14 protein-coding genes are annotated in these 13761 nt (G+C 71.0%); 4 read left to right on the top strand and 10 right to left on the bottom strand.

Features of this window, described 5'->3' with window-relative positions; genetic code table 11:
• Window positions 1–18 precede the first annotated feature (18 nt).
• The 3 genes from QMG73_RS37495 to QMG73_RS37485 all read right to left on the bottom strand — a co-directional run bounded on the left by QMG73_RS37495 (window position 19) and on the right by QMG73_RS37485 (window position 2196).
• Window positions 19–519 carry a winged helix-turn-helix domain-containing protein gene (locus QMG73_RS37495; protein ID WP_281903731.1) on the bottom strand — a complete coding sequence of 167 codons (501 nt, stop codon included), beginning with the start codon at window positions 517–519 and terminating at the stop codon, window positions 19–21.
• A 230-nt stretch (window positions 520–749) separates the two neighbouring features.
• Entirely contained in the window at window positions 750–1679 is a 930-nt protein-coding gene (locus tag QMG73_RS37490; RefSeq protein ID WP_281903730.1) for an endonuclease/exonuclease/phosphatase family protein, read from the bottom strand.
• 49 nt (window positions 1680–1728) lie between these two features.
• On the bottom strand, window positions 1729–2196 hold the full coding sequence (locus QMG73_RS37485; RefSeq protein WP_281903729.1) for a hypothetical protein: 468 nt from the start codon (window positions 2194–2196) through the stop codon (window positions 1729–1731).
• Window positions 2197–2263: 67 nt separating this feature from the next.
• On the opposite strand from QMG73_RS37485, the gene QMG73_RS37480 reads away from it, so the two are divergent.
• The gene (locus tag QMG73_RS37480) at window positions 2264–3355 is read left to right on the top strand and encodes a DUF4037 domain-containing protein (RefSeq protein WP_281903728.1); all 1092 of its coding nucleotides are present in this window, start codon (window positions 2264–2266) and stop codon (window positions 3353–3355) included.
• 551 nt (window positions 3356–3906) lie between these two features.
• Here the strand turns inward: QMG73_RS37480 and QMG73_RS37475 are convergent.
• The gene (locus QMG73_RS37475) at window positions 3907–4806 is read right to left on the bottom strand and encodes a dienelactone hydrolase family protein (RefSeq protein WP_281903727.1); all 900 of its coding nucleotides are present in this window, start codon (window positions 4804–4806) and stop codon (window positions 3907–3909) included.
• Between the two features lie 154 nt (window positions 4807–4960).
• On the opposite strand from QMG73_RS37475, the gene QMG73_RS37470 reads away from it, so the two are divergent.
• Window positions 4961–5992 carry a hypothetical protein gene (locus tag QMG73_RS37470; protein WP_281903726.1) on the top strand — a complete coding sequence of 344 codons (1032 nt, stop codon included), beginning with the start codon at window positions 4961–4963 and terminating at the stop codon, window positions 5990–5992.
• A gap of 166 nt (window positions 5993–6158) precedes the next feature.
• Window positions 6159–7667: a hypothetical protein gene (locus tag QMG73_RS37465; protein ID WP_281903725.1), complete on the top strand. Its 1509-nt coding sequence runs from the start codon at window positions 6159–6161 to the stop codon at window positions 7665–7667.
• 1 nt (window position 7668) lies between these two features.
• On the opposite strand, the gene QMG73_RS37460 is transcribed toward QMG73_RS37465, so the two are convergent.
• The 6 genes from QMG73_RS37460 to QMG73_RS37435 all read right to left on the bottom strand — a co-directional run bounded on the left by QMG73_RS37460 (window position 7669) and on the right by QMG73_RS37435 (window position 13120).
• Window positions 7669–8064 (bottom strand): AtzH-like domain-containing protein, encoded by a 396-nt coding sequence (locus tag QMG73_RS37460; RefSeq protein ID WP_281903724.1) that lies wholly within the window; start codon window positions 8062–8064, stop codon window positions 7669–7671.
• A complete protein-coding gene (locus QMG73_RS37455; RefSeq protein WP_281903723.1) occupies window positions 8065–9678 on the bottom strand; it encodes a regulator in 1614 nt (537 codons plus the stop codon).
• Window positions 9675–10352, bottom strand: coding sequence for a cysteine hydrolase family protein (locus QMG73_RS37450; protein WP_281903722.1), 678 nt, complete (start codon window positions 10350–10352; stop codon window positions 9675–9677). The genes QMG73_RS37455 and QMG73_RS37450 overlap by 4 nt, the downstream gene beginning before the upstream one ends.
• Complete coding sequence (gene biuH / locus QMG73_RS37445; RefSeq protein ID WP_281903721.1) at window positions 10349–11035, bottom strand: biuret amidohydrolase; 687 nt, start codon at window positions 11033–11035, stop codon at window positions 10349–10351. The genes QMG73_RS37450 and biuH overlap by 4 nt, the downstream gene beginning before the upstream one ends.
• A complete protein-coding gene (atzF, locus tag QMG73_RS37440; RefSeq protein WP_281903720.1) occupies window positions 11032–12405 on the bottom strand; it encodes an allophanate hydrolase in 1374 nt (457 codons plus the stop codon). The genes biuH and atzF overlap by 4 nt, the downstream gene beginning before the upstream one ends.
• Window positions 12406–12472: 67 nt before the next feature.
• Window positions 12473–13120: a GntR family transcriptional regulator gene (locus tag QMG73_RS37435; RefSeq protein WP_281903719.1), complete on the bottom strand. Its 648-nt coding sequence runs from the start codon at window positions 13118–13120 to the stop codon at window positions 12473–12475.
• Between the two features lie 42 nt (window positions 13121–13162).
• Between QMG73_RS37435 and QMG73_RS37430 the strand changes: the two genes are divergently transcribed.
• Window positions 13163–13546: a VOC family protein gene (locus QMG73_RS37430; protein WP_281903718.1), complete on the top strand. Its 384-nt coding sequence runs from the start codon at window positions 13163–13165 to the stop codon at window positions 13544–13546.
• The last annotated feature ends 215 nt before the right edge of the window (window positions 13547–13761 follow it).

Below are 13761 nucleotides of genomic sequence, written 5' to 3'. Positions count from 1 at the left end.
TTTTACGGGAGTGTCCGGCTATCGCCGTTCGACCACGATCGGGGCCCGGTCGTGCAGGCGGTAGCCGATGCCGTACACCGTCGTGATCAGCGGCAGCTCCTCGCCGATCTTCGCCCGCAACCGTCTGATGTGGACGTCGACCGTGCGCCCGCTCGCGTGGGTATGACCCCAGACGGCGGCGAGCAGCTGCGGGCGGGTGAACGCCCGGCGCGGGTTCTCGGCGAGGAACAGCAGCAGGTCGAACTCCACGCGCGTCAGCGACAGTGGAGCCGCGCCGCGGTAGGCGTCGCGCGAGTCGGGCAGGATCCGCACCGGCTCGTGCTCCGACTGCTCGGTGGCCTCCGGCGCCGTCGCGAGCTCGGACAATGCCTGGATCGTGACCTCGTTGGAGCGCTCGGCCAGCTCGCGCAGGGTCTGCAGGAGCTGCCGGGTCTCCGGCTGGAGGCTGGCCTCGCCGGGAAGGGAGAGCCTGACGGCGAGGGTGACGGGCGCGTGGGTGGGCAGGGTGGCGATCGACATGAGGACTCCAGGTGGAGAGAGAGGGACTGGCCGGTGGCGTGCGGGCGCGTCAGCGGGGACAGCGCGCGCTGGCATACCGAACCAGGTCGATCACCAGGCAGGCGGTGAGGAGCTCGGCCTGCTGTGTCATGCCTCGATCGTTCACGGCGGCGCAACGACCTGTCAACGCGGGGGCGCTGTTTGGGATGTCGGCCACATCTATCCAGTCGATGGGAAAGGCGGGATTTACGTCAAGGGAGGGTGAGTTCGGCCAGAACGGCACGGTGGTCGCTGCCGGGCACCGGGTACACCCGCACCTCGCGCACGCCGATCCGGCGATCGACCAGGACGTGGTCGATCGTGACCGGCGGTATCCGGTCGCCGTCGTACGGGCCCCACGTGCCGGTCAGGCCCGCCCCGGCGGCGTCTGCGGCGTCGCGGTAGCCGGAGGCGAGCAGGTCGCGCAAGGGCGCGTGGTCCAATGTGGCGTTGAAGTCGCCGGCCAGTATCCGAAGTGGACCGTCCGGTGTGGCCTTCGACTGGCCCGCCAGGTCGGTGCGCCACAGGCCGAGCATCGCCAGCGAGTACGGCGCCGCCGGGTGCACCGACTCCACGACCGGGTGTGCCCCGCCGGGCACCCGCACCGTGCCGTACGCCTGGGTGAAGCCGCCCTCGTTGTGCCGTACACCGGTGTCGGTGAGCGGATGGCGCGAGTACAGGCCGGATCCCTCGGTGCCGACGATCGGGTTGAGGCACCGGTGGGGCATCAGTTCGGCCAGCCCGTGCCGGTCGAGCTCGGCCGCCGCGTCCGGCGTGAACTCCTGTACCGCCAGCACGTCCACTGCCCGCTCGCGGACGATCGCCACCAGCGCGGGAATGTCGGCGGCGCCGGCGAGCAGGTTGGCGGTGAGCACCCGCAGCGCCGGCCCGTTCGTGCCGTCCGAACCGCCGACCGCGCGGGGCACCACAACGCCGATGAGCGCTATCGCGGCGACCGCCGCCACGCTCGCCGGACCCCAGCGCCGCAAAGCGAGGGCAAGCGCCAGCGGGACCAGGCTCCAGCCGGCGACGTACGGGGTGAAGGCGAGCAGCTGCACCAAGGGCCCGCGCTCCAGCCCGAACAGCCGTACGGCCGCCCACAGCAGCCCCGGCGCGGCCAGTGCCCAACAAACGACGGTCAAGACTCGAGCCACCGTGACCTCAGCTCTGGAGCGCTCAGCTTTGGAGGGTTCAGCTTTGGATGGAGAAGTAGACCAGGGCGTCGCCGGGGGACAGGTAGACGTCGGCGGGGCGGCCCTGGCCGTCGAGCGCCTCCTCGTAGCGCTCACTACGCTGCCACTCGACACCGGCCGGCACCAACGGTTGTAGCGCGGGCCACAACGGCCCCGGCGCCGCCACCGTCCACTCGTACGCCGCGAGGAGCGACTGGGCCTGCTCCGCCCGCATCCGCACGAGACCCTGGTACTCCCAGTCCGTCGGGCCCGGCACGCGGGAGCACGCGTCGCCGAGAGCCCGCCCCTGCCAGTGCACCTCGACGTACTGCCCGATGCCGGGAAGGTCCTGCTCGGTCCAGCGCCGATCGGTGTGCACCTTGGCTTCCGCATCGGCCACCTCGCCGGCACAGGAGTCGCAGGCGCTCACGCCGGCACCCAGCAGCAGCACCTGGACGGCTGCCGCCACCCCTAACCGGCCGATCACCGGCACACTCTAACGGCGGGCGGCAAATGCGGTGACGGCGTCGAGCCGGCGGCTCTACGGTGGCTCGGTGTACCCGCCATTCCTGCCCGGGCTGACGCTGTGCCGGGCGTTCTACGCCGAAGCGGTTCGCCCGTTGCTGGACGAGGCGTTTCCGGGCCTGCGGTACGCGGCCGCGCGGGTCGGGCCGGGCTCGGACGCGGCGGGCTTCGACAGCGAACGGTCGGTGGACCACGACTGGGGGCCACGGCTGGAGCTGTTCGTGGCACCGAGCGACGCGGCGCGGCACCGCGACGAGATCTCGGCGTTGCTGGCGGCGCGGCTGCCGAAGCGGTTCCGGGGCTGGCCGACGCACTTCGCTCCCGCCGAAGGGCCGGTGCGGGTGATGGCGGCCACCGACGGGCCGGTCGCCCACCGGGTGGTGGTCACCGACGTGGGCGCCTGGTGCGGCGAGCTGCTGGGCTTCGACCCGCGTGCGGGCGTCACGATCCTGGACTGGCTGGCCACGCCGGCGCAACGGTTCGCGGAGGTCACCGGCGGAGACGTATTTTACGACGGTATCGGCGAGCTGAGCGCGGTGCGGGCGGCGCTCAGCTGGTACCCGGACGACGTCTGGCGCTACCTGCTGGCCTGCCAGTGGGCGCGGATCGGCGAGGAGGAGCCGTTCGTCGGCCGCACCGCCGAAGCCGGCGACGAGGTGGGCAGCCGCGTGGTGGCGGCGCGGATGGCCCGTGAGGTCATGCGGCTGTGCCTGCTGTTGGCGCGACGCTTCCCGCCGTACAGCAAGTGGCTGGGCACCGCGTTCGCCGGGCTGCCGGGCGTGGCGCCCATCGCGGCGGCCCTGGACGAGGCGCTGAGCGCCGGCGCCGCGCCGCGGCAAGCGGCACTGTGCGCCGCCTACGAGGCGGCCGGCGAGTGGCAGAACCGCCTCGGCCTCGCGCCACCCGTCGACGCCACCCGGCGGCCGTTCTTCGACCGCCCCTACCCGGTCATCGACGGCGGCCGGTTCGCCGCCGCCCTGGTCTCGCGCATCGAGGACGCCGACCTGGCGGCGCTGCCGCTGATCGGTGCCATCGACCAGTACGTCGACAGCACCCCGGCACTGTGCCAGCCGCGGCTGGCCCGCGCCCTGATGTCCGCCGCCTGGCCCAGCCCTCAGTGACCGTCACCCCACCCGCCTCGCCGCCCCGACCCGGCCCGCGCGCAACCCGCCCCGACCCGGCCCGCGCGCGACCCGGCCTGTGCGCGCCCCGCCTCGCCGCCCCGACCCGGCCCGCGCGTGACCCGGCCTGTGCGTGACCCGGCCTGTGCGTGACCCGGCCTGTGCGCGAGCCGCGCTGTGCGCGAGCCGCGCTGTGCGCGAGCCGCGCTGTGCGCGAGCCGCGCTGTGCGCCAGCCGCGCTGTGCGCGAGCCCGGCTGGGGCAGCGTGTCGCCGCGCCCTGCGCGGTGCGCGCCGATCAAGGGCATTCGCATGGATCAAGGGCGAATGCACGCGGAAAGAGATCAAACCACGTGCATTCGCCCTTGATCGGCGTGTGGGGCGTGGCGACACGCCGTGTTGGGTTGGCCTGGGGGCGGACGTGCGCGGAGAAGAGATCAAACCGCGTGCGTTCGTCCTTGATCGGCGTGTCGGGCGTGGGAACGCGGAGGGTGAGGCCGCGGGAGCGACGGTCTTGACCGCGGCGGGCGTCGCGGTAGCTCAAATTCTCTTTCTAATGGTGGCTTGTGGCCGCGTCGAACCAGGTCAGGACGCGGTGCCAGGCCTCGGTCGCGGCGTGGGGGTTGAAGCGGGCGCCGGTGTCGTTGAAGAACGCGTGGTCGGCCTCGCTGAATGTCAGCAGCTCGTACCGCAGCCTGACCGCTTCGAGCGCCGCTTTGGCCGCGGGCAGGGTCGCGTTGACGCGCGTGTCGAGGCCGCCGTAGACGCCGAGGACCGCCGCGCGGGAGCCGGACAGGTCGCCGTCGGTCGGGAACGGGCCGTAGAACGGCGCGGCCGCCGCCAGGCGCGGCTCGCTGGAGGCGAGCAGGCGCCACACCATGGCTCCGCCGAAGCAGAACCCGATCGCGGCCAGCTTCTTGCCGCGCACCCGGCGCTTGAGCTCGGTGACGCTGGCCTTCATGTCGGCGACGAAACGTTCCGGCGGGATGGTCGACAGGGCGGCCGCGACCTCGGCCTCGCCGGGGAACGCGCCGGTGCCGCCCTCTTCGGAGAGCAGGTCGAGGGCCAGCGCCGAGTATCCGCTGGCGGCCAGCCGGCCGGCGACCGTGCGGATGTGCTCGGTCAGGCCGCGGTTTTCGTGGATGACCAGGACGCCGCCGCGCGGCTTCGCGGCGGGTGCCCAGGCGGCCAGCAGCGGCCCGCGCGGACCGGCGAACGTGATCGACTCGCGGGGGACGGGCGCCCAGGTGGTCTCGGACGAGCCGTGCCCGCCGCCTCGGGTCTGCGTGCTCGCGGCCGCCGGGGTGGCCGCGAACGTGGCCAGCAACCCCGTCGCCGCCGCGCCGGTCACGCCGAGCAGGCCCAGCCGGCGCACCGCCTCGCGTCGCGTGATGATCCCGTCGGCGAGGTCCTCCGCGACCTCCTCGGCGAGGTACCGCTGAAGCTCCGTCATGGCCCCTCCCTCAGATTGTGACCGGTCTCCGAAACGACAATAATGCCCTTCGATGTCATATGAGCCTCTACGGTCAAACCGATATAGGTCAACATTGACATTCGCCGTTACGATGGTTGCTTGTTCGTCGCACAACCGGAGTGTCGTGAGGCGCATGGCCGATAGTTATGACTACGCGACAAAACTCACCCGGGAAGAGGCGGCTGTCGACTTGGTCGTCCACGATCGGCTCGGGGTGCGTGACCGCCTTGTGCATCTCGCGGGCGAGGCGGCGCGCAGATACGGTTTCAGTCTCAACCGGCTCTCGGCGCCGCCCGCGTCGCGGGAGTTGGCACGCGGCCTGCACCACCTGATGACGGTGTGGGACGGCCCGTTGGACGACGCGTTGCTCGACGCCACGAGCGGCCGCCTCGGCGAGGCGTATGACACGGCGAGCATCGCTTTCGCGTACCCGGACGTGCGGGCGTCGCGTGACGCGATACCGGCGATCGACGCGGTCAAGCGGGCCACCGGTGACCGGTTGAATATCATCCGGCCCGACCTGACGCTCGGCGAGACGTTTCTTGTCTCCAACTTCAAAATCGTCGACGCGATGATCGCGGAGTCCGTGCGCGTGCGGTACCAGCCGCATCGCGCCGGCACGGAATTGCCGCCCGGCCTGCGCGACCGGGTCCTGCCGTTCTTCCGCGCCGCTTCCGAGCGGATCAAGGCTCACCAGCTGTGGCACCGCGGCCCCGGCGACGGCTGCATCGCGGTTCGTACCGACGAGGGCCTCGTCGTCACCGCGACCCGCACGTGCAAGGCGCCGCTCGACGAGAGCCGCCTGGTGCTCGTGGAGCGCTATGACGAGGCGTCCAACGTGCTGACGTACCGGGGGCCGGCGCTGCCGTCCGCCGACTCGGTCGAGCTGTTCGTCCTCACCGAGCGGCTGCCGCATTTGTGGGCCTTCATCCATACCCACGCCAGCCGCCAGATCACCCGCAACCCGGCCTTCGAGCGTGGCCTCCGCCTCGGCCGCCGGCCCTGTGGCGAACCGGCTCTCGGCCACGAGATGGCGCGACTGCTCCGCAGTCGTGGACACGGCCTGGTCGTGATCGAGGAGCATGGCGAGATTTTCATCGGCTCGCAGCCGCCGGAGGAGTACTTCGCGTGGCTCGACGAAACCCTCGCGACCACCCGGCCGTAGCCCCTACCCCATGTACGTCTGGCTTGTTTGGAGTGTCCGAACGGGCAATCCGCGTCTTTCGTGAAACGGAAGACCCCCCTGCGGCGTCTCTGGATAGCCGTGATCAACATGGGGGAGACGTATGGGTTCGTGGGTCGCACGTTGGGTACCGAAATGGCTTCGTTGGGTGCCCGCGCACTGGCCGGTACTGGTGATTTTCGCGGCTGGGGCGTTGTTGCGGTTGCTGACGATGGTGGCGTATTCGCCCGGCCTGTGGTTCACCGGTGACTCGAGTGTCTACATGGGTGTGGCGAACACGTTGGTGCCGAACGTGGCGCGGCCGATGGGGTACTCCTGGTTCTTGTGGCTGTTGTTGCCGTTTGACTCGGTGCGGCTCATCGTGGCGGTGCAGCATCTGATCGGGTTGGCGGTCGCGGCGTTGTTGTACGTGTTCATGGTGCGTCGTGGTGTGCGGCGTTGGGTCGCCACGGTGGCGGTGGCGGTGTTGCTTCTCGACGCGCGGACCGTGTTGTTGGAGCAGTTCCTGCTGGCCGAGGCGTTGTTCACCGGGCTGCTGGTCGGTGGGATGGTGGCGTTGTGCTGGTCGCGGCGCCCCGGGGTGGTGGCGTGCGGTGGTGCGGGCCTGCTGTTCGCGGCGGCGACGACCACCCGCACCGTCGGGCTGCCGCTGATCGGCCTCGTCATGCTGTATCTGCTGGTGAAACGGGTAGGTGTGGTGCGGGTGGCGGCGTTCGCGGTAGCGGCCGCGGTGCCGCTGGCGGGATACGCCTCGATGAATCAACGTCACCATGGAGACTTCTCGCTCAGTAGTTACAGTGGGCGGTTTCTGTGGGCGCGGGTGTCGACTTTTGTCGACTGTGATCGGCTGACTTTGACCGAGGAGGAGCGGCCGTTGTGTCCGCCGGAGCCGTTGGGCCAGCGGAAGGCGGCTGATCTGTACCTGTGGTCGCCGGGTCCGAACACCGAGTTTCCGGGGCGGGCGAACGACGCGCGTTTCGAGTCGTTCGCTGGCAAGGCGGTTCGTGCGCAGCCGGTCGACTACGCGCGGACGATCCTCGTGGAGACCGGGTTGATGATGTGGCCGCGTGGTTCGTCGGATGAGCGGTACCGGTGTTTCGACCGGCTGTGGCGCATGCCCCATACGGGGGACACCCACCACTGCCAGGCGTGGATGGCGCCGCCGGATCCGCAGGACCGCAATGCGACGATGCGTTCCGGCCGGCATGAGCATTCGCTGATGACGCCGCTGTACCGGTACTCGCAAGTCGCCACCGTCCCGCCGACGCTGGTCGGTGTCGCGGTGCTGTTCTGTGCCGGGGCGTTTGTGTGGCAGCGACGCCGCCGCCGCGAGACCGGTATCGTCTCCGGCACCCTGGTGCTGTACGCCCGGCCGAGCGACGTCGCTCCGCAACCGGCCCGCCGACACGACTGGCGGCGGAGCATCGACTCCACAATGTGGACTGTCACCGGGTTCGTCATGATCCCGATCACGGTGGCGACGTCGGTGATGGAGCCCCGGTACGCGGTGCCGGCCCTGCCGTTGGTCCTGGTCGGCATGGCGCTGGCGACCGCGAAACGCGACCAGGACGGTGGTCTGGTGCCGCGTCAAGCCACGGTCGACGCCGCGTCGCCCGCGTTGGTGGCGGACAAGGTAGCCGCCACGGCGGGCCGGTAGGTCAGGCCGGGGGAGCTGGGATCTCGGAGACGTGGGCGTGGGCGATGCGCCAGCCCTCGGCGAGGCGGATCCAGGTCTGGGACTGGCGGCCGAGAAACGGGCGATCCGGATACCCGAACAGGGTGGTGACGACGGCGTGGCCGGTGCCGAACGTGGTGACACGCGTGTCGTGGAGGACACGGCCGGGCGGTAGTGGTGGCTGCGCGCGCCGCCACGCGAGCTGCTCGTCGTAGCCGACCTGGTGGTCGGCGATGCCGTACCGGACCGTCTCGCCCGACTCCCAGAAGTAGCCGGCCACCAGGTCGGCGTCGCCGTCGACGAGGGCCTTCTCGTAGCCGGCGAAGGCCGCCGCCACCTCGGCGACGACCTCCGGCCGGTTCACATCGTCCGCGTTCATCTACGACGCCACCGGTGCGCTCGCGCGCGGCCTCTGGTCCGAGCCGCCGTCCGTCTCGGGAGCGGCGCCGCCGCCGTGCAGCCGGTCCAGCGCCAGTTCCTCCGCGTCCGGCACCCGCGGGGGAATCTTCGCGAGCGCGAACGCCCCGCAGATCACCGCCACGAAGCCGTACCCGAGGGCAACCTCGCCGTTGGCGTTCCACGCGATCTTCTCGCCGTGGATCAGCCCGATGAACGACAACAACGCGCCGCACGCCGCGAACGCCGCCGCGTGCGCGAAGCGCTTGTCGATGATGAACGCGACGATCGCGCCCAGTACCAGCCCGGCGAGGATGGCGCCCTGGCCGAGCACGAGCAGTCCGTCGTACACCACACCGGCCCCGGCCAGCGCTTCCGTGCCCACCTCAGCGGCGGTGGTGCCGGCGGCGGCGAGCACGTTGTCCATCTGTCCGGTGGCCCAGGCGGCGATGTTCGGTATCAGGGCGGCCACCACCGCGGCGGCGTGCGCCCGTGGCGTCGCCTGGAACGCCTGCGCGCCGATGAGCAGTCCGATGTAGAGCAGGATCGGCACGATCGCCGCGGTCGGGAAGATCGCGCCGAGCAGCCCGAACATGCCCAGGAAGCAGAGCGCCGCGACCACCACGCCGGCGGCCATCGAGTACCCGGTGCGGCCGCCGGCCGCCTTCCATCCGGGGTGTCCGACGTAGACGGCGGGCGGGAACGGTGAGCCGAGCGCGGCGCCGATGACAGCGCCGGCCCCGTCGGCGAGCAACACGTTGCGCAGGCTGTAGTTGTCGCCGGCGGTGGCGGCGCTCTCGACGTTGGTCATGCCCTCGGTGAAGTTGTACACCCCGAGGGGGATGGCGGTGGCGAGCAGTGGCGCCATGTCGCCGAGGCCGTCGAAGAGCAGTCCGAGGTGGAACGTCGGGAAGGCGAGCGCGATGTCCTTCGCCGCACCGGTGACGTCCGGCACGGACATCGCGCCGCCGATCCACCCGATGGCGGTGCCGAGCAGCAGCGCGGCGAGCCCGATGGGGATGTTGCCGGGCAGCTTGACGTCGGTGAGCAGCCCGACGAGCAGCAACGCGAACACCGGCAGCGCCACCCACGCGAGACTCCACATGCGACCGGCCGGGTTCATGGAGATGAAGGTGATGGAGATGCCGGCGAGCGTGCCGAGAAGCGCGGCCCGCGGGGCGTACTTGCGGATGTACGGGCCGACGAAGGCGCCGATCAGCACGATGACGCCGATGATGAACGCCCACGCGACGCCGGCTTGCCAGGCGAGCACCGGGTTCTGGGTGCGCAGGTAGATCGGCAGCATGATCACGAAGATCACGATGAACATGTGCGGGACGCTCGGGCCGTACGGCAGGGCGGTGACGTCGGCGCGGTTCTCGCGGCGAGCCAAGCGGCGGCCGAGCACCGTGTAGTAGATGTTGCCGAAGACGAGGGCGATGCCCAGTGCGGGCAGGATGTCGCCGAATACGCTGCCCCCCGGCAGGTGGATGACGCCGACGCAGAGCGCGGTCAGGGTGAGCACGTTGACCAGGACGTTGACACCGAAGCCGAAGAAGGCGTTGGTGTCACCGCGCACCCAGTACGGCAGCTTCATGTGGGCACCCCCGTGGGGAGGACGGCGAGGACGTCGGAGGAGGACGCGACCCAGCCGAAGATGCCGCCCTGCGCGGCGATCATCTCCAGGCCGATCTCGTGGAAGCGGGGAAAGTACGAGCCGACACAGTCCGCGAGCACGAGGCACTCGTACCCGCGGTCGTTGGCCTCGCGGACCGTGGTGTGCACGCACACCTCGGTCGTCACGCCGGTCACCACCAGGCCACGGATGCCGTCGCGGGTCAGCAGGGCGTGCAGTTCGGTGGCGTGAAACGCGCCCTTGCCGGGCTTGTCGATGACCGGTTCGCCGGGCAGCGGCGCGAGTTCGTCGATGATGTCGTGCCCGTACTCGCCGCGGATCAGGACGCGCCCCTTCGGCCCGGGGTCGCCGATGCGCATGCTGGGTGCGCCGCGCGCCAGCTTCGCGGGTGGACAGTCGCTCAGGTCGGGCAGGTGGCCCTCGCGGGTGTGGATGACCGGCAGGCCGGCGTCGCGCCAGCCCGCGAGCAGGGCCGCGGTGGGCGCGATGGTACGCCGCAACTGCGACACGTCGTTGCCGAGACTCTCGCCGAAGCCGCCCGGCTCCAGGAAGTCGCGCTGCATGTCGATGACGAGCAGCGCCGTCGCGGCGGGGTCGAAGACGTACGGGAAGGGCCGTGCCCCGACGGCGATCACGAGGTGCTCGCGATCACGTCACCGGACGTCGACACGCAGCCGAACACGCCGCCCTGCATGGTGACCATGTGCAGCGCGGCGGCGTGGTTGTCGGGGTCGGTGGCGCCGGTGCAGTCGGAGAGGATCAGGCACTCGTACCCCCGGTCGTTCGCCTCGCGCATCGTGGTGTGCACGCACACGTCCGTCGTGATGCCGGTGAGGATCAGGTGGGTGATGCCGTGGGTACGCAGGACGAGGTCGAGGTTGGTGGCGTAGAACGCGCCCTTGCCGGGCTTGTCGACGACGACCTCACCGGCCACCGGCGCGACCTCGGGAACGATCTCCCACCCGGGCTCCCCCTTGATGAGGATGCGCCCGCACGGCCCGGGCGAGCCGATCTCGGCACCGATCCGGGCGGAGCGCCAGCGCTTGTTCGGTGGTAGGTCGGACAGGTCCGGGTCGTGGCCCTCGCGGGTGTGAATCACCAGCATTCCCAGCGAGCGGACATGGTCGAGCAGCTTCGCGGTCGCGGGCAGCCCGGCGCGGGTCAGCCCGACGTCGTACCCCATGCTGTCGACGTAGCCGCCCGGGCCGCAGAAGTCGGTCTGCCAGTCGATGCAGAGCAGAGCGGTGCGCTCGACCGGTACGGTGCCGTCGTACGGCCAGGCGTACGGCTCGGCGCGCACCGGCCCGATAGTTGTCATGGCGTCGTTCCCCCTTCCAGGCGGACCTCGGTCGCCAGCCGGATGAGCGTGGCGTCGCTGAACGCGGGACCGATCAGCGTGAGGCTCGCCGGCCGGCCGTCCACAGTGAATCCATTGGGGACGGTGACGGCGGCGAGGTCGAGCAGGTTGGCGAACTGGGTGTAGCGGCCCAGGTCGAGGTTGCGGGTCAGCGGTTCCTCGGCGATCTGCGCGTGGGTGTACGTGGTGCCGATCGTGGGGAGTACGAGCACGTCGACGCGCTCGAACAGGCGCGCGGTCCACGCCTGAAGCTCGCGGAGCCGGTGCTGCGCGCGGAAGGTGGCCACCGCGTCGAACAGGTAGCCGCGCTCCAGCACGCTCCGGGTCACCGGGAGCACCGAGTCGGGATGGCTGTCGAGGAAGTCGCCTAGGGCGGCCAGGCGTTCGGCCACCCACGGTCCCTTGTAGAGCAGGTCGCCAGCCTCGAAAAGCGGACCGAGCTCGACCGGTACAGCATCGGCCACCACGTCCGCGACCCGGCGGCTGCCGGCGGCGAAGCGCTGCGACTGACCCTCGTCTCCGAAGAATTCCAGGTCCTCCCGCAGGGGGACGCCCAAGCGCAGGGTCGCCGGCATCCGCGGGTGCACGCTCGTCGCGGGCGCGCCGCGACCCCAGGGGTCGTCGGGCGACAGTCCGCGCGCGACGCCGAGCACGGTGCGGCCGTCGGCGACGTCCCGAGTGAAGATCGAGACGCAGTCCAGCGACCGGCAGGCCGGCACCACACCGGCCGTGCTGAGCAGCCCGCGGGTCGGCTTGACGCCGACGATCCCGTTCAGCGCCGCGGGTACTCGTCCGGAGCCGGCGGTGTCGGTACCCAATGCGAAGGACACCACCCCCGCCGCGACCGCGACCGCCGATCCGGAGCTGGACCCGCCGGAGATGAGGTCGTTGCCGAAGACGCTGCCGCAGCTGCCGTACGGCGAGCGCGCACCGGTCAGGCCGGTGGCGAACTGGTCCAGATTTGTCTTACCGACCAGCAGGGCGCCCGCGTCGAGCAGCCGGGCGACGACCGGAGCGGTCCGCTCGGGCCGGTAGGAGAAGTCGGGACAGCCCGCGGTGGTGGGCAGGCCGGCCACGTCGATGTTGTCCTTGACCGCGAACGGGACGCCGTAAAGCGGCAGCTCAGCGAGGCGGTCGCGGCGGCGGGCCAGCGCGGCGGCCGCGGCACGCAGCTCGTCGGGCGGCACCGTGGCGATCCAGACGTGGTCGTCGCCGCGCGCCTCGATGCGGGCCAGCACCGTCTCGGCGACGTCCGCAGGGGAGAAGGCGTCGCTGGCGTATCCACGGCGCAGGTCCGCGATGTTCGCCACGGCGGCGGTCCCGATTGGCATACTGTCGATTGTCGACCGTCGTGTTTCGACCGCCTCGCTCGTTTATTACAACGCTGTGACGCGCTCCTCACGTCATGTAGGCGTGGGCGCCGTGCGACGCCAGCTCCTCCAGCACCCGTCGCCGATCACCGGCCGCCACCGCGTCGAACAGGTGTTCGTGGCGGTGCAGCCCGTCGTCCTCGTGCGCCGACGCCTCGCGGCTCAGGTTCAGCGCCATGTACAGCTGCAGCTTGACCAGTACCGACTCCTGCACCTCGACGAGCTGCCGGTTGCCACCGAGGGCGACCAGCGCGAGGTGGAAACGCCGGTGCGCCTCCGCGATACGCAGCCGGTCGCCGCCGCGCGTCGCCTCGGCCATCTCGTCGAGCGCGGCTCGCATACCCGCCAGGTCGGCCTCCCGCGAAACCGGCAGCGCCGTCTCCACCACATGCCGTTCCAACACATCGCGTACCGCGTACAGCTCGCGGACGTCCCGGTCGGAGAGCGTGGCCACGCGTACCCCGCGGCGCGGCACGTGCTCGACCAGTCCCTGCTGGGCGAGCAGGCGCAGGGCCTCGCGCACCGGCGCCCGACTGATGCCGAGGCGGCGGGTGAGCTGCTCCTCGACCAGCCGCTCGCCGGGCTCGGTCTTGCCGCTGAGGATCTCCCGGCGCAGCCGCGACACGGCCAGCTCCACCAAACTCGGGCTCTCCAACTCACCCTCGACCGCACCCACGGACAGAGTGTGACAGCCGGACGCCCGGATAGAGTGATCGGCATGGCGGTGCGGATCGACCACTGCGTGATCGCGGTGAGCGACTGGGAACGGTCGACGGCGTTCTACCGGGAGGTGCTCGGCGCCGAGGTGGTCGAGCACCCCGACGGGCGGGTGGCGTTCCGGTTCGGTGACCAGCAGCTCAACGTCCACGGGCCGGGCCTCGACGTCGGCAGCCTCGTGGCCCGTCCGCCCGTGGTGCCCGGCGGAAGCGACCTGTGCTTCACCTGGCCCGGCACGGCGGGCGAGGCGGTCGCGCACCTGCGCGCGCATGGGGTGGCGGTGGAGGAGGGGCCGGTGCCGCGCCACGGCGGGCGCGGGCGAGGCACCAGCGTCTACTTCCGCGACCCAGACGGATCCCTGCTGGAGTTCATCACCTACGTGTGACCCCGCCCGCGCGCGGCGCCCGTTGCGCCGCCCGCAGGGCGCTCTGCCCCGTCGATCAAGGGCGAATGCACGGCTCTCCTGTCTGATGTGTGGGTCAGGTGGGAGAGTTGCGGCCGGGTAGTGGGGTTTGGTAGCCGCCGAGGTGTAGGCGGGTGAGGGCGATGAGGGCGTCGACGTTTTTGAACCCGAACGCGATGCGGGTCAGTAGTCGGATT

Origin of the sequence: Phytohabitans aurantiacus (assembly GCF_027923225.1) — a bacterium.
In the GTDB taxonomy this organism is placed as follows: domain Bacteria; phylum Actinomycetota; class Actinomycetes; order Mycobacteriales; family Micromonosporaceae; genus Phytohabitans; species Phytohabitans aurantiacus.
This window is presented reverse-complemented; position numbering and strand designations above follow the sequence as displayed.

Excerpts from the sequence above, each read along its gene's own strand:
- QMG73_RS37495 (WP_281903731.1), bottom strand. The coding sequence starts at position 519 with ATGTCGATCGCCACCCTGCCCACCCACGCGCCCGTCACCCTCGCCGTC.
- atzF (WP_281903720.1), bottom strand. The coding sequence starts at position 12,405 with ATGCCAATCGGGACCGCCGCCGTGGCGAACATCGCGGACCTGCGCCGT.
- QMG73_RS37470 (WP_281903726.1), top strand. The coding sequence starts at position 4,961 with ATGGCCGATAGTTATGACTACGCGACAAAACTCACCCGGGAAGAGGCG.
- QMG73_RS37460 (WP_281903724.1), bottom strand. The coding sequence starts at position 8,064 with ATGAACGCGGACGATGTGAACCGGCCGGAGGTCGTCGCCGAGGTGGCG.
- QMG73_RS37430 (WP_281903718.1), top strand. The coding sequence starts at position 13,163 with ATGGCGGTGCGGATCGACCACTGCGTGATCGCGGTGAGCGACTGGGAA.
- biuH (WP_281903721.1), bottom strand. The coding sequence starts at position 11,035 with ATGACAACTATCGGGCCGGTGCGCGCCGAGCCGTACGCCTGGCCGTAC.
- QMG73_RS37455 (WP_281903723.1), bottom strand. The coding sequence starts at position 9,678 with ATGAAGCTGCCGTACTGGGTGCGCGGTGACACCAACGCCTTCTTCGGC.
- QMG73_RS37475 (WP_281903727.1), bottom strand. The coding sequence starts at position 4,806 with ATGACGGAGCTTCAGCGGTACCTCGCCGAGGAGGTCGCGGAGGACCTC.